The 20,493-nt window shown below is 44.8% G+C and carries 20 protein-coding genes; 13 read left to right on the top strand and 7 right to left on the bottom strand.

Going from position 1 to position 20,493, the window contains the following annotated elements; all coding sequences use genetic code 11:
• Positions 1-52 precede the first annotated feature (52 nt).
• A complete protein-coding gene (gene hutC / locus MARME_RS17985) occupies positions 53-808 on the bottom strand; it encodes a histidine utilization repressor (RefSeq protein WP_013662696.1) in 756 nt (251 codons plus the stop codon).
• 153 nt (positions 809-961) lie between these two features.
• Here hutC and hutF point away from each other — a divergent pair, with 153 nt between their 5' ends.
• The 3 genes from hutF to MARME_RS17970 all read left to right on the top strand — a co-directional run bounded on the left by hutF (position 962) and on the right by MARME_RS17970 (position 2,981).
• Positions 962-2,344 carry a formimidoylglutamate deiminase gene (gene hutF / locus MARME_RS17980; protein WP_013662695.1) on the top strand — a complete coding sequence of 461 codons (1,383 nt, stop codon included), beginning with the start codon at positions 962-964 and terminating at the stop codon, positions 2,342-2,344.
• Positions 2,345-2,450: 106 nt separating this feature from the next.
• Positions 2,451-2,675: a DUF6500 family protein gene (locus MARME_RS17975; protein WP_013662694.1), complete on the top strand. Its 225-nt coding sequence runs from the start codon at positions 2,451-2,453 to the stop codon at positions 2,673-2,675.
• Complete coding sequence (locus MARME_RS17970) at positions 2,676-2,981, top strand: NIPSNAP family protein (protein WP_013662693.1); 306 nt, start codon at positions 2,676-2,678, stop codon at positions 2,979-2,981.
• 5 nt (positions 2,982-2,986) lie between these two features.
• On the opposite strand, the gene MARME_RS17965 is transcribed toward MARME_RS17970, so the two are convergent.
• A complete protein-coding gene (locus MARME_RS17965; RefSeq protein WP_013662692.1) occupies positions 2,987-5,425 on the bottom strand; it encodes a bifunctional acetate--CoA ligase family protein/GNAT family N-acetyltransferase in 2,439 nt (812 codons plus the stop codon).
• A gap of 177 nt (positions 5,426-5,602) precedes the next feature.
• On the opposite strand from MARME_RS17965, the gene MARME_RS17960 reads away from it, so the two are divergent.
• Positions 5,603-6,529 (top strand): histone deacetylase family protein, encoded by a 927-nt coding sequence (locus tag MARME_RS17960; RefSeq protein ID WP_013662691.1) that lies wholly within the window; start codon positions 5,603-5,605, stop codon positions 6,527-6,529.
• Here the strand turns inward: MARME_RS17960 and MARME_RS17955 are convergent.
• The 3 genes from MARME_RS17955 to MARME_RS17945 all read right to left on the bottom strand — a co-directional run bounded on the left by MARME_RS17955 (position 6,521) and on the right by MARME_RS17945 (position 9,348).
• Positions 6,521-8,149, bottom strand: a complete 1,629-nt coding sequence (locus MARME_RS17955; protein ID WP_013662690.1) for an EAL domain-containing protein — start codon at positions 8,147-8,149, stop codon at positions 6,521-6,523. The genes MARME_RS17960 and MARME_RS17955 overlap by 9 nt on opposite strands.
• A gap of 357 nt (positions 8,150-8,506) precedes the next feature.
• Positions 8,507-8,818, bottom strand: coding sequence for a cupin domain-containing protein (locus MARME_RS17950; protein ID WP_013662689.1), 312 nt, complete (start codon positions 8,816-8,818; stop codon positions 8,507-8,509).
• Positions 8,819-8,985: 167 nt separating this feature from the next.
• A complete protein-coding gene (locus MARME_RS17945; RefSeq protein WP_013662688.1) occupies positions 8,986-9,348 on the bottom strand; it encodes a hypothetical protein in 363 nt (120 codons plus the stop codon).
• A gap of 290 nt (positions 9,349-9,638) precedes the next feature.
• On the opposite strand from MARME_RS17945, the gene ggt reads away from it, so the two are divergent.
• The 5 genes from ggt (at position 9,639) to fabA (ending at position 15,819) form a co-directional block, all read left to right on the top strand.
• Positions 9,639-11,405: a gamma-glutamyltransferase gene (gene ggt / locus MARME_RS17940; RefSeq protein ID WP_013662687.1), complete on the top strand. Its 1,767-nt coding sequence runs from the start codon at positions 9,639-9,641 to the stop codon at positions 11,403-11,405.
• A gap of 748 nt (positions 11,406-12,153) precedes the next feature.
• A complete protein-coding gene (locus MARME_RS17935; RefSeq protein WP_013662686.1) occupies positions 12,154-13,437 on the top strand; it encodes a hypothetical protein in 1,284 nt (427 codons plus the stop codon).
• A gap of 104 nt (positions 13,438-13,541) precedes the next feature.
• The gene (locus MARME_RS17930; RefSeq protein WP_013662685.1) at positions 13,542-14,315 is read left to right on the top strand and encodes a hypothetical protein; all 774 of its coding nucleotides are present in this window, start codon (positions 13,542-13,544) and stop codon (positions 14,313-14,315) included.
• Positions 14,316-14,395: 80 nt separating this feature from the next.
• Positions 14,396-15,250 (top strand): helix-turn-helix domain-containing protein, encoded by an 855-nt coding sequence (locus MARME_RS21600; RefSeq protein WP_049787792.1) that lies wholly within the window; start codon positions 14,396-14,398, stop codon positions 15,248-15,250.
• Between the two features lie 80 nt (positions 15,251-15,330).
• Entirely contained in the window at positions 15,331-15,819 is a 489-nt protein-coding gene (fabA, locus tag MARME_RS17920) for a bifunctional 3-hydroxydecanoyl-ACP dehydratase/trans-2-decenoyl-ACP isomerase (RefSeq protein WP_013662683.1), read from the top strand.
• A gap of 64 nt (positions 15,820-15,883) precedes the next feature.
• On the opposite strand, the gene MARME_RS17915 is transcribed toward fabA, so the two are convergent.
• Positions 15,884-16,180, bottom strand: coding sequence for an antibiotic biosynthesis monooxygenase family protein (locus MARME_RS17915; protein WP_013662682.1), 297 nt, complete (start codon positions 16,178-16,180; stop codon positions 15,884-15,886).
• 203 nt (positions 16,181-16,383) lie between these two features.
• Between MARME_RS17915 and MARME_RS17910 the strand changes: the two genes are divergently transcribed.
• From MARME_RS17910 to MARME_RS17900, 3 genes are read left to right on the top strand one after another with little or no spacing between them, the layout of a single operon-like run.
• A complete protein-coding gene (locus MARME_RS17910; protein ID WP_013662681.1) occupies positions 16,384-16,623 on the top strand; it encodes a Trp family transcriptional regulator in 240 nt (79 codons plus the stop codon).
• On the top strand, positions 16,610-18,010 hold the full coding sequence (locus MARME_RS17905) for an anthranilate synthase component I (protein ID WP_013662680.1): 1,401 nt from the start codon (positions 16,610-16,612) through the stop codon (positions 18,008-18,010). Before MARME_RS17910 ends, MARME_RS17905 begins: the two co-directional genes overlap by 14 nt.
• Positions 18,011-18,022: 12 nt before the next feature.
• Entirely contained in the window at positions 18,023-18,685 is a 663-nt protein-coding gene (locus tag MARME_RS17900; protein ID WP_013662679.1) for an anthranilate synthase component II, read from the top strand.
• Between the two features lie 109 nt (positions 18,686-18,794).
• On the opposite strand, the gene MARME_RS17895 is transcribed toward MARME_RS17900, so the two are convergent.
• Entirely contained in the window at positions 18,795-19,520 is a 726-nt protein-coding gene (locus tag MARME_RS17895) for an ElyC/SanA/YdcF family protein (protein WP_223294989.1), read from the bottom strand.
• 284 nt (positions 19,521-19,804) lie between these two features.
• Between MARME_RS17895 and MARME_RS17890 the strand changes: the two genes are divergently transcribed.
• Positions 19,805-20,449, top strand: a complete 645-nt coding sequence (locus MARME_RS17890) for a LysE family translocator (RefSeq protein WP_013662677.1) — start codon at positions 19,805-19,807, stop codon at positions 20,447-20,449.
• The last annotated feature ends 44 nt before the right edge of the window (positions 20,450-20,493 follow it).

Below are 20,493 nucleotides of genomic sequence, written 5' to 3'. Positions count from 1 at the left end.
GACTTTTTCTGTCTAGCTTAACCGCTTTCTCTTTGGATCAGACTTGTTTCTCTTAGTTTGAGAAATGTCCGAATAGCTGGAAGCGGCTGCCAGGGTGCAGTAAGCGCGCGGTGGTAACGATTTGATCTGATGACCACGTTCGACGCTTAATTTGTAAGCAGGGTTCGGTGGCATCGACGTTTAGCAACTCGCACTCTTCTTGAGTCGGTAGCACGGCTTCAACAAGATGTTCTCCCTCTGTCATAGGTGCCGCCTTCATAAGGTAAACATAGGGTGTTTGTTTCGTATAGTCCTGGTTTCCGTATTCTGGCGCTAAGTGAGCATTCACTACACGCTCTTCCAGCTGAATGGGAAGGTCGTTTTCAAAGTGTAGGATAACGGAACAAAATATCTCTTGGTTCGCTCGCATACCTAGGTTTACGGCTTCTTCCATAGTGGCCTTGCGACGTTCAAGAAGAATTTTTTCTGCACGATAGACGCCACCTCTCGAAGCTACTTCTTCTGAAATGTTATGTACTTCAAACAGTGCTGAGTGTGCTTTTTGAGGAGCGACAAAGGTTCCTAGTCCTTGCTGGCGAGTTAGGATGCCTTCAGCGGTTAACTCTCTAAGAGCGCGGTTGACGGTCATACGACTGACGCCAATAGCGGTCACCATTTCGGCTTCAGAAGGCACTCTTTGGTTTGCCTGCCACTCACCTGATGCGATCTTATGTGCAATGGCTTGTTTTAGTCGTGCATAGATGGGTTGGGGCGTATCTGGAATATGTGCAAATAGATCATGTAGTAACGGGTTGATGGTTTTAGACACGCTGTATCCTTGTAAGCCGTTTCAGGGGAAGTGCAAATTATACCCTTTACACTTGTATTTAAAAAGTTTAACTTGTATATACAAATTTTGTTTTTATTTAGTTTCGTTTTTCCTAATTTAGTTTCAATGTATCGGTATCTTCAGGGCAGCCCCATGACACAGTTTTTTGCAAAAAGAGCGTATGTTTCACTATCTAATACCAATGATGTTTATCAATGGAAAAATGACGTTGCCTTTACGGTGGAGCAGGGGAAGATAACCGCTATTGAGGTCGACGTAGAAAAAAACGATTCTATGAAGGTTTTAGAGGGGCCGGTTTTGCCGACCGCCTCTAATTTACATTCCCATGCCTTCCAACGTCTGATGGCCGGAATGGCTGAAGTCGCGCTGAATCCAGAGGACAGTTTTTGGAGTTGGCGCGATGTTATGTATAAAACCGTCTCGACCTTATTGCCAGAAGAGGTGGAAGTCATCGCCAGTAAGCTCTATATCGAATTGCTAAAAGGCGGCTTTACGCAAGTGGGTGAGTTTCATTATGTTCATAATGTCCCTGAAGGCGGCGCTTACCCAGAAAGCACTTGCTTAGGCGAAGCCATTCTTAGAGCGGGAGACCGTACTAAGATGGGAGTGACCTTGTTGCCAGCGCTATATCAATATGCAGGTTTTGGTGAGCTGCCTCCTAATGACGGTCAAGTGCGCTTTGTTCAATCGACTGACGCTTATATTGATCAATACCGAGCTTACCAGCATTTAATAAAGGATTCGGATAGGCATCGCTTAGGCATTTGCTTTCATTCTTTGCGAGCGACCAACTTTAATGCGATGAAGCAAGTGCTTGGTACATTAGATGGCGGCCAGCCTATCCATATTCACATAGCCGAGCAAACTAAAGAGGTTGAAGACTGTTTAGACTATTCGGGTCGTCGTCCGGTTGAGTGGTTGTTATCTGAATTTGACGTAAATGCTCAGTGGTGTTTGATCCATGCGACCCACCTTAATGAAACAGAAGTAGAGGGCATAGCGAACAGTGGCGCTTCTGTTGGGATCTGTACGACGACAGAGGCAAACCTTGGGGACGGCTTTTTTCCTGCAACCGAATACGAAGCGGCTGGTGGCGTATGGGGAGTCGGGTCTGACAGCCATGTGAGTACGTCTTTGCAAGAAGAATTGCGATGGCTGGAGTACGGACAACGCTTACAGCATCAAAAACGCAATCGCTTGTATGGCGAATCTCAGCCTTATATCGGCGATCATTTGTTTGCTATGTCGAAGCGAGGTGGCGATCAAGCGTGTGGAGTGCAGACTGGCCTTTCGATAGGGGCCAGAGCGGACTTCATGGTGTGGTCGACAGCGGAGCCATTTGTAAGTGCAAGTCAGTCTAAGGACTTGTTGAATCGTTGGCTGTTTGGGCTTAGCTCAAATGTTATTAAAGATGTCTATGTTGCTGGAGAGTGTGTCATCGATAATTACCAGCATGAGCTTGATGGCCGTATAAATGACGCATTCAACGAGATTGTTGCTAGGCGCTTTAGGTAAATTTCTTTCATGGCGTCGCTAGCATTTAAAAACCTTCCTGCATTAATATTGTATCTTTACGGCATGAAGACGAGAACAAAGTTCTAGTTAGAAAATAAGGAAGGCTATGCGAGCGTCATTAAGGGAAAAAGTGATACAAGTATGCGAGAAGAAAATCGCACAAAAAGGAGAGACGGTAGGTGTGTCATTCTACGCATTCTTTGCGAATAAGAATGACGATCCCGCTTTATTAATGGAAGCGGCGACATGGTGGATTCAGACTCATAAGTTGGACCACTTCGAAAAGGCGAAAAAAATTCTAACGCTTGTGGGCGAAAGGGAGCAACTGTAGATGGTTACTTGTTATGTAAAGTATGTCGTTGATCCATATAAACTGGACGAGTTTGAAACCTATGCAAAACTGTGGATACCGCTTGTGAATAAATTTGGCGGACATCATAGCGGCTATTTTCTACCTTCTGAAGGCGCAAGCAACATTGCTTTGGCGCTGTTTAGCTTCCCAAGCCTCGCGGAGTACGAGCGATACCGTACAGACTCAATGCAAGATGCGCAGTGCATTGCCGCATTTGAATACGCTGAAAAGACAAAATGTATTATCAGCTATGAGCGCAGCTTCTTCAGGCCAGTTTTTGAGTAATGAACTCAATCCAATTTTTTGAGTTTGTTTGTTGAGTTTTCAATCAGCTCATCGGTTAGTTTTACAGTAGCAATCACCTGACTGTAATCATCAGGGTCACGTTGTATGCTAAAGCCTAAGCGTTTACAAAACTCGATCATGTGAACGTTTTCGGAGAGTACGATACCTTTCATAATGCGTAAGCCTTTATCGTTAGCAATGATAAAGAGTTTTCTCATTAGGTAAGAAGCGAGGCCTAGCCCTTGATAATCATCGCCGATGACAACGGCAAATTCGCAACTCTTGTCGTCAAAGTTATCAATGTAACGTGCGGCGCCAATCAGCTTACTTTCGTTGTTTTGCTCTATTACTGCGAGTAACGCCATTTCTCGGTCGTAATCAATGTGAGTCATGTTGGCTAACATTTTAGGTGTGAGTTCGGATATGTTGGCAATAAATCGGAAATAGCGACTTTCGTGTGACAAGTTCTTAACAAATTCGGCCATCATCCATGCGTCTCTGGGTAACACAGGACGAATCGTGGTGGTCGTGGTTGAATTGAGTTTGGCCTCTGACAGCCATTGTCGAGGGTAAGGCTGAATAGCTAGATGCTCATAGCGACGTAAGTCGGGCCGTGGTGTGATGGAAGCGCTGGCGTTAGTACTGATACTACCGTCTTCGTGAATTGCAACCTCCATCAAATGCAGCTCTAAAAGTTCGGGTAATTCACATACCATGCTGGAGAGGTTACGTAGTAAGGCTTCCAGTTCAAAGCATTCGGTATTGGGAAGTGCTCTGGCAATGAGGTCTTTCGCCAGTATGGTGTTCAAAGGCGGTAAACCGACGGCTTCAACGTATTTGGAAGAGTGATGGCTACCGCCAAACGATAGAGCAATAACAGGACCAAAAGTGGCGTCTTGAAACACGCGTAAGCTAATCGGAGTGCTGAGAAGGCTGTGCTGAGGTGAGGGTGATATCGCGATATGGAACAACGTGAATAAGTGCTCTAGGTCACGATGGCTTAAATCGGTCATGCCCTGAGTAAGCCTTTCTTGAATATGCTGACGCGCTTGATTGACATCCACTTGGAAGCGAAAGGCGTGGCTGTCTGGAGATTGCTTCGCGAGCTTCTGGTTACGTTGAAAGAGCTCAAGAAATTGATAACCTTCAATTGCGGTTTCTGGTGTTCTAAAGGTTGGAATGCTTGCTTCATTAATACGGGTTCTTAGATCAACGATGTGCCCGCCTCCCATAAGACAGACCATAACGAGCTTGCGCTGTTTTTTGTGTAACTGAACGACCTGCTCTTGCAATGACTGTAAGTCAATTAAAGCGGTTGGACTGAGCATGAGTAACACGGCACCGCAGTGATGATCGGACAACGCCGTCTCTGCAAGGTCAATAAACAGATCCGTTGGGCAGCTTGCCCAAACAGTTGTGACAGAGCCAATACTGCCTCGGTTGTCCATTACGCTTTCAAGGCGAGTTTGTAGCTCAAGAGAGGGCGTCAGCAAATCGACATTCAGTTCTTGTGCTTTTTGGGCGGCCAGCTCTCCTGGACCCGCACCATTACCTATGATGATCAAAGAGCCTTCTTGAACGCGGCGGGCGTTGGTCATAACCGACGCAGCGGCGACTAAGTCATTTAGGCGGTGTCCTCGAACGGCACCGGTTCGACTCAGTGCGGCATCCAACACTCGATCGTCTGCACCGAGTGAATGCTCTGTTACAACAGCGACGGGCTTTGAGCGGCTGGTGGAACGCAAACTACTGAGAAACCGAGTCGGGTTCCCGACATTTTGAATGTACATAAGGATGGATTGCGTTTGAAAATCGTTGGAAAGGTAGTCCATGACTTGATGCGGCATAACGTCAATAGGTGTCCCCGTTGCCACCACATGTGAAAAGCCAATTCCTTGCCACGTTGCCCAGTCCACCACAGCGCTGGCTATCGTGCCTGATTGTGATAGAAGTGCGAGCCTTCCAGAGATGGGGCTGGTCAGCCCAAGCCACGCGTTAAAGCCTCTCGAAGGCGTGCAAACCCCGAAGCTATTGGGGCCCAGAAGGCGCATGTTATAACGTCGTAACAAGCGTTGAATATGAGCAGGAGAATCAGGGACCCAAGTGAGCATAAGTAGTGCGTTAATACCCGCCTCACTGCATTCCTTTATGGTGTTTTCTAACGATTTATCTAGTTGGCTGCACAGGATGGCAAGTGTGTCCGAAGTGTTAGAGCCTTGTGAGCTTAAAGCACTCAGCGATTCTGAATGGGGATAACTTGTTAGGTTATCCCCATTGGGGAGACAGCCGACAAGGGTAATCTTGTTAAAGGATTTTCGTTTGTCAGTTGACGGCGCACAAAGGTGTGACAGCAAGGCGAGCATTAGCGGATCATTGGGGTTCTTTCCCGTCAGAGCAATAACAGAGTGTGGTGAGAAAAGTGTGTGTAGCGCATGTTGAGTCATAGAGTTCTTTGCCGTCAGGTTAGCTAACTTGGTTTGTTTATTGTGCAACGAAAATACAGAAAGCGGACAATAATAATGAATAGACTTTAGTAGAATAGGACAGCATCACCTAAATATGCTTTGATAAACCGCAAGAATAACGATAAAAATACAACAAAATAGGTTGAGACGCGCGTAATGACCACGGCTTATCTGTCACATTATAAATGTGAAAAACACAAAATAGACCCAGAGCACCCCGAGTCCCCCTTTCGGCTAGGGGCGATTCAAGACAGGCTTATTTCAGGCCAACTGCTTGATTACTTAACCCTCATTGATGCGCAAGCGGTTGAGTTAGAACACCTTTACGACACGCACAGTCGCAATTACGTCGACCACATTATCAGCAGTGCGCCACTGGAAGGCATGATAGAGCTCGACGCAGAAACAGTCATGACCCCGCACTCACTTAACGCAGCGCTTTATGCCGCGGGCGCCGTTGTGCAAGCAGTGGATCTAGTGATGGATAAAAAAGTCGAGAATGCGTTCTGTGCCGTACGCCCGCCAGGTCATCATGCGGAGTACGCTAAAAGTATGGGCTTTTGCTTTTTTAATAATGTCGCCGTCGGGGCGCAATATGCGATCACACATCATGGGCTAGAGCGCATCGCGATCGTGGACTTTGATGTTCATCACGGCAATGGTACTGAAGACATCTTTCAAGGGAATCGTAACGTGCTGTTCGCTTCTAGTTACCAGCACCCATTTTACCCTTACAGTGATCCGGGGGAATCGCACGATAATATTATCCACATTCCCCTGGAAGCGGGAACAAATGGCGAAACCTTTCGTATGGCTATGAGCAATCAGCTGCTTTCTGCATTGGATGCTTTTCGTCCCGAGTTGATTATGATTTCAGCGGGTTTTGACGCACACAAAGAAGACTCATTGGGGCAGTTGCGATTAGGGGCGGACGACTATGCTTGGATAACCGACCAGCTGGTGGTCGCGGCAGACAAACATTGCGACGGTAAAATTGTCTCTGTACTGGAAGGGGGGTATCACCTCGATGCTTTAGGCAGAGCGGCGTTTCAGCACATTCGTAGTCTAATGAAGCTACGTTAAAGCAAAGTCATCCTGCTTCTGTTGGCTTTCAGAATAGCTGGTTTTAGTCTTTATAAATTGCTGTAATTCTTCTATTTTCATCGGTTTTGCGAACAGCCAGCCCTGACCAATGGCGTTCTTGTTTTGGGACACAATGTAGTCAGCTTGCTCTTTGCTCTCAATCCCTTCAAAAACTGTTTGAAGTTCAAGGTTTTCAACCAGTTTAAAAATAGCGCTCAGCATGTTTTGGTTAGTGGTGTTCTTGCCAATTGATTGAGTAAATATTTTGTCTACCTTGATCTCCGCGGCTTTTATTTTACTTAACCAAGACAGGTTCGCGTAGCCAGTGCCAAAATCGTCTAAGGAGATTCGATAGCCGTGAGATACAAATCGGTCTACGGATTGCTCTATTTGATCGAATCCTACCGCGGATCTTTCGGTTATTTCGAATATTAGTCGGTGCTTTGCAATGCCTTGTTGAGAACGCTGAAGATCGATGAACTCCAGAAGACTTTCATCTGATAAATCGGCCATTGATAAGTTAATGCTGAGGTGCAAACTTGAATCATTTTTCAACAGTTCACCTGCTTCTTGCAGCGACTTCTCGATAACGAGGCGAGATAAGAGCGGCATCAACTGATATTGCTCTGCAACGGTTACAAACTCGTCCGGTGGCACAGTACCAAAATGTTCATCTTGCCACCGTACCAGTGCTTCGATTCCTGTGATTCGCTCATCCTGTAAGTTAACTTTGGGCTGAAAAACAACAAACAGAGACTTATGTAAAAGAGCTCGTTTCAGTCGGCTTTGCATCGAGTTTCGAGTGTTGTAGATGGTGTTCAACAGTTGAAATAGCCCGCCTGAAATTAAGACGGCAATCACGCTCAGAAAACCAAGGAAAAAATCACTTTGCGCCCACAGGCCACTTTTCTTTTTGAAGGCCCAAACGCAGATGCTGTTATCTTTTAAGCAGGTATGTATCGCGAGTTGATGGAAGTTGGTGGATTTCACTTTTTCCATTAACTCATTTGAACTGAGGTCTCCGACAACTTGAAATACATACTGACCATCTGCTGTTGCAATGGCTAAATCCGTGTGGGGCGGCTTCAGTAAATTTTGCTCATAAGACGTCGGCGCTAATACGACGATCGTGTTTTTGTACGCTAGCAAATTGACTCGTACATTGTCACGAAACATATCATTGACGTTGCGCCAGTGTTTGGAGCCACTCGGCCAGCTTTTAGTGGGAGTGGGAAGTTGGACTGGTGTGGTTAGCTTGCCCCATCCTGCGGTACAAGCGACATCGTCGTTTACAATGCGTCCGACATCTTTAATGTACTTGTGTGACCACAAGTATTCTCGCAGGAATGTAATGTCATCGTCAGAGCAGAGGTTGTCTATTGATACGATTGGTTTGCTAAGTATCTGACCAATATCGTCTTTTTTATATTGAATGTTTTGTAAGATAGAGTTGGAGTAACGGTTAAGCCCGTTTTTCTCTGAATGTTGCAGCATGAAGTGTGACAACGAAAAGGTGATGAGCGTCGACACAGCACAACTGACGATTATTATGAGTGATTTTCTAGAGTAGAGCTTTTGGCTTAACACAAACAACTTATGACGCGATTTAGCAAGGACCATCCATATTTACCTTGGGTACTCGCTTATGGATTTACGTCATTAGGCGTAAAAGCTATAACCCTATCAATTCAAAGTGTAATTTAGTGTATATATTTTACTCATAATAGCCTTGTAACAACTTATAAATATACAAAAACACACATAAAAGGATGAAGTGTCTAAAATATGGTTAAAATAAAGTAATAAAAGTGTATATATGTGAGTAGTGCTTCAATAAAACCTAGTTTGATTAGGTTTTACTAACATCTTGTTTACAAATTGGATAGGGTTTAGCTTAATCTGCTTAAACTTTAAGTATCGGTTTTCGTGCTTTGTTCATGCCCTGTGTTTAGCGCGAGCGACATGGTACTTATTGGCTTAAACACTGCCTTCTTTTTCAACCACTAATATTCTGGCTTCGCCAAGTGGGGTAGCAACATGCTCCGTTCCAACCGAAGCAAAGAAGATATCGCCAGTATTCAGTTGTGTCGTTTGGATTGTTGACCCTTCTTTGTATTGCATTTCTACCTGCCCATCTAACACGACAAATACCTCTTCTCCGTCGTTTACATGCCACTTGTAAGCTTGATCGGTCCAATGAAGGCGAGTGGTAATACCTTGCATATTGGCAATATCAATGGCTTTCCACGCTTTATCGGCTGTAAATTCTTTCGAACGAATTATTTTCATCAATCTACCTTTGTGTTCATATCAACTGTTTTTGCATTCACTGCCTGTGCATCGAGTGAATGAATGGGAATCTTGGGGCGAAAAAGTACGACTTGATTGCAAAGAACACAAGGAGTTGACGGCTAAAGCGTCAATGTGTCGAAATAACCTACAATCTGTCGATGCAATCAATCAAATTGCATCAAGATCAAGGCGTAAGCGTAAAGCGCTGCGCATACACACAATGCACATAGCGCAATACGATTAAAAAGCGGCGGCAGCTTTTTATAGTGCTTCGAAAGCGTCATTAACATGCGATGGTTTTCGAGTAATGGCAAACTGGTAAGCATCATTAAAAGACCCGAAATAAACGCCGCGTTTCCCCAATAGTCGCCTAAGTTCTGAAAGCCATACCAGCCTGTATTCCATAGACCCGCTAACAAGGTTATAACGGCTAACTCGGTTTTGTGTGGATCGAGTTTCCGCTTTAGTGGTGTTCGGATGGACATAAGTAAAATCAGAATCATGCAAACACAAACGACAATTCCCATAGAAACGCTCCTAGATAGTTTCATAAGATGAGACCTTTTGCCGACGACAGAGCGCTTCAGTCGCGACGTCATGCAAAGGTCTCACAATAAATGTATTTGCATTTGACGAGCGCAAGCCTACATTTGTTACTAACATCAACCGAGATATCTTGTTCTCAGTTGGCCTAGAGTTTGCTGATAACATGACTTACACATAAACCTCTAACAGGTCCTTTAAGTGTGTCCTTCAAGCCGATTCTTACAACAGAATAGGACACCTTAACCAATAGGCGTTAATCAGGGAGTAGAAGATGAATAGACAGACCTTTTCGAGTTCACTTACCGCACTGTGTGCAATGTTTGCCGTAAATAATGACGCTTGGGCAAATCAAGCCGCTGATGCTGTCGCACCAGAACACAGCAGTGGCTTTCATTCAACGCAACTTAATATCTCAAATGACTGGATGGTCACAGCGGCTAACCCAACAGCGAGCCAAGCTGGGGCTGACGTTATTCAAAAAGGTGGCAGTGCGATTGACGCCATGGTGGCAATTCAATTGATGCTCGGTCTTGTGGAGCCGCAATCTTCTGGTATCGGTGGTGGCGCATTTTTAGTCTACTGGGATGCAAACGCCAACAAATTGACAACCTTTGATGGGCGGGAAACCGCACCTCAGGCCGCGACGCCGCGTCTTTTTCAAAATGAAAATGGCGAACCGTTGAAATTTTACGATGCAGTGGTTGGGGGGCGTTCAGTCGGTACGCCCGGTACCTTAAAGTTATTGTGGGACACTCACCAAAAGTACGGAAAACTCGCGTGGTCGGATCTCATTGAACCCATTGCGAAACGTGCGGAATCGGGATTCGAAATCAGTCCTAGACTCGCGACGCTCATTACTAAAGATAGTAAGCGCCTATCTCGTTTCCCCGAAACCAAAGCCTACTTCTTTGATGAAAAGGGCGAGCCAAAAAAACAGGGTACATTGCTTAAGAACCCTGACTACGCGGCAACCTTGAGGCGCATCGCGGCGGACGGAGCCGATGCGTTTTATAAAGGCGAAATTGCACAAGATATCATCGAGACCGTTCAGGGCGCACCGGGAAATCCTGGCGTATTGTCTCAAATCGATTTCGACAGCTATCAAATAAAAGAGCGCTCCCCTGTGTGCGTTGCCTATCAGCAATACGATGTGTGCGGCATGGGACCTCCTAGTTCTGGCGCGCTCACCGTCGGACAAATTTTAGGCTTAACTTCTGCGTTTCCCTTAAATGAGTGGGGGCCAGATGCAGCCGAATCTTGGCAAGTATTGGGAGATGCGTCGCGTCTCGCATTCGCTGACCGAGGTCGTTATATGGCAGATGAAGACTATGTGCCCATGCCAACCGCAGGCTTGCTCGACAAAAACTACTTAGCGAACCGCGCCAATCTAATTACACCAAAAACCGCTCTGAATTCAGTCGACGCTGGTTCCCCACCTTGGCAATACGCCACGACACTCGGTGACGATATTGCCATTGAGCTTCCGTCTACCAGCCATTTTAATGTCGTGGACAAAGACGGTAACGTCGTCTCGATCACTACCACAATCGAAAATGGCTTTGGGTCGCGTTTAATGACCAATGGTTTTCTACTAAATAACGAACTAACCGACTTTTCATTTAAAAGTCATGACAAAGAAGGTCACCCGATTGCCAACCGTTTAGAACCCGGAAAGCGTCCACGTTCTTCCATGTCACCGACTATTATCATGAAAAATGGAAAACCCTACATGGCGATTGGATCACCGGGTGGCAGCCGTATTATTGGCTACGTTGCGCAATCCATTATCGCGCATACGCAATGGGGGATGGATATTCAATCGGCGATCAACTTACCGCACATATTGAACCGTTTCGGAACAATGGACTTAGAAAAAGGCACCGATGCAGAACGTCATAAAGCGGCATTGGAAGCAATGGGCTTTAAAGTCAACGTACGAGACCTCAACTCCGGCCTACATGCTATTCGCATAACCGATGATGGCCAACTCGAAGGCGCTGCCGATCCAAGGCGCGAAGGCACTGCGATAGGAGGGTAACAACGCAAAACTGCTAACAGTTTCTCCCCCTTGCCAAGGGGGAGATTAAGAGGGGGTCTTTCATCAAGAAGAAAATTAGCGGGGGAGATTAAAAGGAGGTTATTCAACGACATTACAAGCACATCGCTGCGGACAGTTTCTCCCCCGCTATCGAGAAGAAAATTAGAGGGGGAGATTAAAAGGAGGTCATTCAACGACATTACAAGCACATCACTCCGGACAGTTTCTCCCCCTTACCAAGGGGGAGATTAAGAGGGGGTCTTTCAGTGTAGAAACGAAATGAATCGAAAGTTCATAAATGTACTGCTCCTTAGACTGAGGGGAAGATATCTCGCCTTGGTTTACATTGTACTCTTTTTACTGTGACTCATAGATCGCATCTGCAACCTAGGAAGAGCTTCCAAAACCTCTATAAAAATCAAAAAAAACTGCGCTTATGTACAGTCTATTTTTGTCTTATCTCAAAAATGGCACACTATTTCCGAGGTGAATTAAATTCACTTTCTCGGTTCGTATACCATGCTTTCAGAAAGTGTACTAATATCAGGCGTATAGTAAATGGATGGCCGAAATAGTGTGCCATACCGATAAATACATAGACGCATGCTCGTCGACATGGCACGGTTTTTTCTGAGAGGCTAAAACTCTTTTTAGATCAAAGTGTTAGAGGTTGGGTAAAAATCATATCTGTGTGGTTGAGATGCCTATTGATAAAATGTTAAACGTGAATATAGGTGAAGAATAATAAATGGATCCAGTATATTTTTCGCACGGCTACCGTGAACGAGAAGCCCCTTTTGCTGCTCATTTCGCTTCACTCATGCAACAGGTTAATTTTCTTCCAAGCTTAGACCCGCCATCAGAAGATGTTAATGCGGCCAAGTTAGAACGGCACCTCGGTTACACCACAGGTGGAATCGCTGTTGTTGCCAATCGGGACACTGGTCCGTCAGCTCATATTTTGCATGAAGTATCCATGTGCCTAAGAGCCAGAAAGCCTCTACTGGTATTTTTAGAGGATACCATTCCTGATGGATTGATATCAGATCGAATTCTTCAGTATCGTTTTAGTTCTAAATCGTATATCCGAGAAGTAAGAGAGCATCTACATGCAATTAAGCTATTTCGGTCTTACGTCGGAAGCAGTCCGACACCAAGATATCAAAGCGTGGGGCGTCAACGTTCCTGTGTCTTAATAGGAATGAATGCTCTATCAGAAGACTATAGGGATGGAATTGAACATGAAATTCAATCAAGAGGCTATAGGCTTATTTATTTCGCGGATACAGGACAAGGGATTGTTCAGCCAGGGGAGTCTCATTTCGAAATAGCAAATTGCAGCTTAGCTATTTGTTGTGTTGATTCTAAGTCAGTCTTAGATGGCTATTTATTGGGTGTGGTTCAAGATGCACTTGTGCCAACTATCTTACTGTCTGGTAAAAAGAATAGCCCTCGTAACAAACGCGTACCAAGCGAGTACCAACGTAGGTGGGTTGATCCAAAGAACTACGAAAAGGGTATTAGCGTAGTGACAAAACAAATTAATCTTTTTGAAGAAGATTTTCTAGAGCTTGATAAATCTAGCGAGGCTAATACGTATGCACATATGCTTGCGTTATCGGCCTCTGCTACTGGTGAATATTCACATGATGTTCGCACCAGTATTATTCAGGAGGTAACAATGGGCGACAAATATATTACGAAGGGTCAGGTGGGAGCGGTTGGTTCAAATGCTCATGCGCATGATATGAACTTTAACCAAGTGTGGCAGGAGAAAAACGGAGACATCGATTTAGAAGTGCTAGCTATAGAGTTAAGCCAATTGCGAGATCACCTTCGTGGCATTGTATCTTTGCCTGAACACGACGCTGCTATCGGTGCAATTGCAAACGCTGAGGTCGCGGCGAAGGAAGGGGATGGACCCGAGGCCATGTCTTGGCTATCAAAATCGGGAAAATGGACTCTAGATGCAGCAACGAAAATTAGTCTTGGTGTGGCTACAGCTGCAATCAAGACTTCGCTGGGAGTGTAACCACGTATAACAAGGCAAATCACGCGGAAGGCCAAACCACCGCTCCGCTCTGGTTTGGCCTCCGGTGTTTGCTGCGTTAAGTTTCATTCAATATTCGAGGATACATGAAAAGTAAAAAAAACTACCTATTCTATGCTGTTGTTGATTGGCTATTTAAAAAAAGTCCGGTCAAGTACTTTGTAGGGTGTGTTATTGGTGTTGCAGGAATGCTTGCTTCAGGAGGCTTATCACTAGATGTAGCATCAGGTTCGTTAAAACTAGCTTATACGAATGAGTTGACGGCTTTATCTGGGCTAGTTGTAATCATTTGTATGATGGTTTCTTATGGCGCTGTCAGAATGCAAATGAAAGAACGGTATCAAAAGATTGTAAATGAACATGAGAAGAAACAATTAGAGCTGAGAGGTACATTAGAAAAAGAGATGCTCGACATTATTTCAGCGAAAGAGCGGGAACTGGAAAAAGTTAAAGCAGACTTAGAACTGGAAAAAGTAAAGTCAGCTAACAGACACAAAAATATCGGAGGTGCGTCAAAGCAACTTCTTGATGATATCAAATGTTTAGAAAGAGTGTTTGCAGGACTATGCGGGAGCGGTCGATTACTCGCCAAAGATATTAATGGTGTTAAGCTTGATGTTTACATAGCCGATGCAATTATTAATCAGCACAAGTATAAACATGTATACAACGCTGATCCCAACCTTAAAGAATCATGGAATAGCATGCTAGGGAAGCTAGATGCCTCTCAAAGAGCAATAACGCGAGCTATGAATGGTGAAAGTCTAGACGTAACACCTGTTGCTAGCGCTGCGATGTCTATTTCTGAGTTCCTAGGTAAAGTCTCCGACAGTGGTCATTTAGTGTTAACTGAAACTTAACAAACTGTTTATAGTATCTACCTGACACCCACCAAAACCAGTGTTAAAATTGAGCAATATCTGTTCATGGTTTTATGCTGATGACCGTTCCCTTACCTTCTTTCTACCAACCGTTTCAGCCGACCTTAACTTCTCAAGGTCAATCGCACTTTGGTATTGATGTTCAGTTACTCAAGCCTAACGAATCCTTGGAAGGGGTTGTCTACGCGTTTGTGCAGGTAAAGGTCGATCAGCCGACGGTTTACCCGATTGTCCCCGATGGAACGAATATCTTGTTTTTCTCGAAGTGTCGGGAGTCATTTGGCGGGACGCAGGCAAAGATTTTGGAAGTGCCACTGGCCACGCCAAAAGGCGAATATTTTGGTATTTGGTTTTACCCCGGTGCCATTCGTCATGTCTTCAATGTGGATTTAGCCGAAGCTAAGGGCTGCATTCATGATCTGGACTATCTGCAATCGCCAAAATCACCAGAGCTTCGCTTTGTGCATGAAAGGATTTATGAGCAAGATAGTTTTCAGGGTAGAGCGTTACTATGTGAACACTTACTGACTTCATTACTCTCTAAAAATAGTCATTTTAGTAAGTTTGTTGCTTACTTGTCACACGCTTTGAATTTGATTAATCGAGCTGAAGGCACGTTATCGGTAGATGCGTTAGCCGCTCAAGTTGGGTGCAGTGCTAGGCATTTGAATCGAGTGTTTCAATTGCACATTGGCGCTTCGGTCAAAACGTTTAGCCAGACCATTCGTATGAATTGCTTTTTAAAACGACGTTCTCAGAGGTCAGAGGGCGTTGTACTTCCCGCCTTGCATCATGGGATTGATCTAGGATTCTTCGATCAATCCCATTTAATTAAATCGTTCAAAAAGTACGGTGTACATTCTCTTTCGCCAACCGCTTCTGATTTTATGTCCGGTTTTTACAATGCGAAGTAAGCGCTAGACAGCATACTTTTGCCTCTTTTATTGATCGGGCTTTAAGCCCGTAACCTTGATTTTTAAGAGGTAAGGTGAGTATGCAATTTTCCCATTCTGATATTTTAGCCATGTCTGAAGGCGGTTTTTTCGGCGAAGGCAATGCACAGTTACCCAGTGATTTGATGCTTATGGTGGATCACATTGACCAATTGGGGTTCACTGGTGGTCACTATGGTCGGGGCTTCTTAAGTGCTCAGCTTGCGATTCGCCCTGATCATTGGTTTTTCGCGTGTCACTTTAAAGGTGACCCCGTGATGCCGGGCTGTCTGGGGTTAGATGCTTTATGGCAGTTGTTGGGCGTGTTTTTAGGGTGTTCAGGTTTGCCGGGAAAAGGGCGTGCGTTAGGTGTTGGTAATGTGCGCTTTTCAGGGCAAATTTACCCCGATGACAGCCGCATTGAGTACCATATCCATGTGAAACGCATCATTAAAAAGCCATTGGGCATGGGCATCGCCGATGGCTTTGTCTTGCTGAACGATAAGGTTATCTATGAAGCAAAAGACCTAAAGGTGGGCCTAATTCGTTAATTGCTTTTTCGTTTTTCTCATCTGCCTATCTCTTTACTACTTCAGCTTCCTTTCGCTCATGGCCTCAGGCGACTGTGTAGTGATGCACTGAGTAGTGTTTAGCAAAATGTTCCATCCCGTCTGGGATCAAGGCTTGATCCCATTTATCACCAAGAAACTCGACCAGTTTTTCGTGACTTTCCCATGTTGATATCATGGAATATTCATTGGGAGTCGTAGGTGATGGAAAGCCGATGGTTATGTCAAGGCAACCCGGCTGCGAGTCAAGCGCGCCAACTGAAATACGGCGAAACTTTTCTTCAAATTCGATTCTAAGTTCAGGAACGATTTCGACACGAAATACACGAATCACTTTTGGCATTTATTTTACTCCTTACCGTTTTACTTCTTAGTAGAGACTTTTGCACAGCGTGTTGGAGTACGCAGTAGTCGTGTAAAGGTTTCTAGTAAACATTACTTCGCAATTATTGCCAATACAAAGCCTTATGCACTTGCCAAAATGAGTTCATATCTATATTGTACTAGTACGTTGATACATGAATAATTATATGAGCACTGTCTCGAATGCAAAAATTGATTCAATTTTTACGCGAAGTGGAAAATGACGCGCAGATGGAGCGTAAGCTCAATGCGTTGTTAACGCCCAATGAAGTGAGTGAAATGCAGCATCGTTTACAGATTTTTGAGCTGTTGCGACAAGGTATTCCACAAAGAGAAATAGCTAAACAATTGGGGGTCGGTATTGCGACCGTCACTCGAGGCTCCAGAGCCTTTAAGGAATTACAAAAAAATGACTCCGTTTAAGAAAGTGCCACCGCGCATAGAGCTGCCGCGTAAACCTAAGTACGTGACGATCAGTTCTAACTGTGATTTTTTTGGGCTTTTCAAGAAAGTTGAAAAGCGCTTTGAGAACTGTTTTATGCTGGAATCCTTAGGCGAAGACAGTTACATCTCGCGCCATTCGATTATTGGCTTTGATCCAGAGAAGCAGTTATGGGCCGAAGGCAATCAGTTGTTTATTCAAGAAAGAGATGGAGCGACGGAGTCTTATGAGTCGGATAACCCTTATTACCTATTGCGCAGTATCGTGCCGCAAAACATCATCTCACGTGGTTATGCGGGTGGTTTAACGGGTTATATTGGCTATGACAGTATGAACTATTTTGAACCCTCGTTGGATCTACAAACGTCGGATATGTTCGATGGTTTCCGCTTTGGCTTGTATACCGACGGTTTGATTCTCGACAAAATGACGGGAGAAGTTTTTTACTTCTATTACGAAAACAACCGTCTTGAGCTAGTGGAGGAAATGTTGAATGCGCCGATTCCTGAAAATGGCGCGTTAACGATTACGCCAACGGGCGATTCTATGAGCCGTGGAGACCATGCTGACGCGGTTGCGAAAGTGAAAGAGGACATTATCGACGGCAAGATTTTTCAGGTCGAGGTTGGCTTCAAGAAGTGGTTCGAGTTGGATGGCGACACTATCGGTATCTATGAGCAGTTGCGAGAAGTGAACCCGTCGCCGCAAATGTATTATGTGAAGTTTGGCGAGCAAAAGGTGATTGGCGCAAGTCCAGAGCTGTTGTTCCGCTTACGACAAGGTGAAATGGAAACCTTCCCGCTTGCTGGAACCGCGAAGCGCGGTGTTGATGAAAAAGAAGACAGAGATTTCGCGCGGGTTCTTTTGAACGATCCTAAAGAAATTGCAGAGCATAATATGATCGTCGATCTGCATCGAAATGACATTGGACGTGTTGCGCGTTTTGGTACGGTTAAAGTCCGTTCCTTGATGGATATTAAGCGTTTTAGCCATGTTCAGCATATCTCCAGTGAGATCGTCGGTATCATTGCGGATGAGCACGATATGTTCTCTGCGCTTGCGAGTAACTTTCCTGCAGGCACGTTAACAGGCGCACCAAAAATTGAAGCGATGAAGATCATTGATGATCTTGAGAGTGATGGCCGTGGCCCTTATGGCGGTGCCGTGGGGCAGTTTTCTTTTAATGGTGATTGTATGTTCGCTATTCCTATTCGTACGGTATTTGCCAACGGTAAAAAGGCTTACGTGCAAACCTGTGGTGGAAACGTATACGACTCAAATGCCGCCGATGAATTTGAAGAAATTCAACGTAAATTTGCTGGCACGAAACGCGTGCTTGATCAGTTCTCGCCGCAGAACGAACAGTAAAGGAGAATTAAAGTGAAAGTCTATATTATCGATAACTACGACTCCTTTACGTATAACCTTTATCAATATATTGGTGAAATATTGATGGGTGAACAGTCGAGAGGTGATCTTGAATCTTTTGAGGTGGTGGTAAAGCGTAATGATGAAGTGACACTTGAAGATTTAAAAGCGGCTGCGCCTGATCGTATTATTATTTCTCCGGGTCCGGGCAGTCCCGACAACGAGGCGTATTTTGGTGTGTGCGCGCAAGTCATCCGCGAACTGGGTAAAAGCATCCCGTTAATGGGAGTGTGTCTTGGTATGCAGGGTATTTGTCATGTATTTGGAGGTAATGTTGTTAAAGCGCCTCTTCCTATGCATGGGAAAACCAGCCCGATCTCGCACAATGGCGAAGGGATTTTCCATGATATCCCTGATCAGCTAGAGATCATGCGTTATCACTCATTGATTGCGGAATCAGAAAGCCTGCCAGAGGTGTTGGAAGTGACGTCTTCTGTTGGTCATTTAGCGGTAGAAGACTTCGACAATCATGATGTGATTCATCAAGGTGGCGATTTTGAGATCATGGGTGTGCGGCACAAGCAATACCCTATTCAAGGGATTCAATTCCATCCCGAGTCTTTTGCAACCGAAGGTGGGCGCGACTTAATTAAGAACTTTTTGCTTCAGGCTTAATGGTTGTTTTCTTCTTAGGAGCGAAAAAAACGCCGTGTTTACACGGCGTTTTTTGTGGTTATTTCTCGCGATTAGCTTTTAATGGACTTATTTCTAATGGCTGAGCTGATTAGTTGTTAAGTATCTGGCTTTTAATCGCTTGCCATGTCAAACCAAGCCATTCATAAAACGCGCGTTGGCTTTTATAAGCCGCCGCTGCCGTGATTCTTAAGTCGCTTTCGCTAGCGCCTAATTTAAACGCGGGGGCTGGTAGGGTATTTATGTCTTCATTGCGATAAAAGCGCATCGCGCGTTTTAAATGCGACGCTTCCGTTACCAAAGCGATTCTATTGTTGGTTCGTTCTTTGTCGTCTTTTAAAAATGAGGCCATCATGCGAGCTTCGTCTTCCGTGTCTTTTGCCAGAGGGAAGGTTATGATCCTCGTTGGTGCGATGCCTAACTCTATGGCCGCTTGTTTCAATATCTCCGCATGAGGTGTTTTTCCGCCAGCACCATATCCAGATACAAAAAGGCGAGCGCTTGGGTTGGCTCGAAGTATACGAAGGCCTTCTTCTAAGCGGAAAATAGCACTGCGACCAAGCTGCATCACCGCTGGCATATTTACATACTCGTTGTGCCCACTGCCGAGCACAATGACAACATCAACGGGTTGAGCGATATCGAACACGGAATACTCGCTTTCAACGGTGGCGATCAGTCTATTTGCAACGGGAGACCAGCTGGTCAGACCGAGTAGTAAAATAGACAGAATGATTAAGCACTTACTCAATTTAGGGAATCTAGATAACAGACACAGAGCTAATGTCAGTGTAAGAAGTGTTAGCGGGATGGGCATGAGGATCATCCCAATAAATTTCTTAATGTAGAAGAGGATCATTAATTGAACCTTGTTAGTAAACGATTAATAGAAGAAGCCGATCTATTGTCTTTCTATAACGCACAACCGTGAAATATCAGTCAGCGCCCCTGTGATATTACTGTATTTTCTTTGGCGTTAAACGCATGTCGAGTGTTTGTTTTTCTTCGAGCTTAAATTCAGGCGTTTATTTTGGTGTGGCTATTGATCCATCAATATATTTGTGGATAACTGTTCGAGTTATAAACAGTTATGGAGAGAGAATGATGGCATTGGATACATGGTTTACTTTTGCGTTTGCATCGTTGGCGTTGGCACTATTACCTGGACCGACGATATTGGCAGTGGTCAGTTACTCTCTCTCGCACGGTAAGCGCGTCAGTTTAATTTTAGTGAGTGCGGTTGCGTTAGGTGATGCAACGGCTTTATTTGCTTCGTTGGTAGGGCTGGGGGCGCTGCTTTCCACCTCAGCAATGCTCTTTACCATTGTGAAAGTGATTGGGGCGGTTTATCTGTTGTTTCTTGGTTTTAGAATGATAACGTCGAGAGGAACGAGCGGGGTAAACGATGATGCAATACTCCAACGCTCTCGTCGAAAATTGTTCATGAATACGTATTTTATTACCGCTTTAAACCCGAAAGGCATTATTTTCTTTATCGCATTTTTGCCGCAGTTTGTTATTCAAAATGGTGAATCGAGCAGTACTTATGCTCAGTTATGGATATTGGCGGTTACGTTTGTGGTTATTGCGTCCAGCATTTGCGCCGCTTACGCATTGTTGGCGTCCTCTGCTCGTCGTCTTTTTACCTCTAAAAAGGTGTCTCGTCGAGTCGATATCTTTGGCGGATTCTTTATGGTCGTTGCTGGTGTTTGGGCAATGTTTTCGCGCCGAGCCGCGATTAGTTAAAAGTCGTGTAGGGAAAATCTGACAGTTCAGTAAGGGATATCTGA

The sequence above is a fragment of the Marinomonas mediterranea MMB-1 genome (genome assembly GCF_000192865.1).
Classification (GTDB): Bacteria; Pseudomonadota; Gammaproteobacteria; order Pseudomonadales; family Marinomonadaceae; genus Marinomonas; species Marinomonas mediterranea.
The sequence above is the reverse complement of the archived record's forward strand: the minus strand, read 5'-3'. Positions and strand labels throughout refer to the sequence as shown.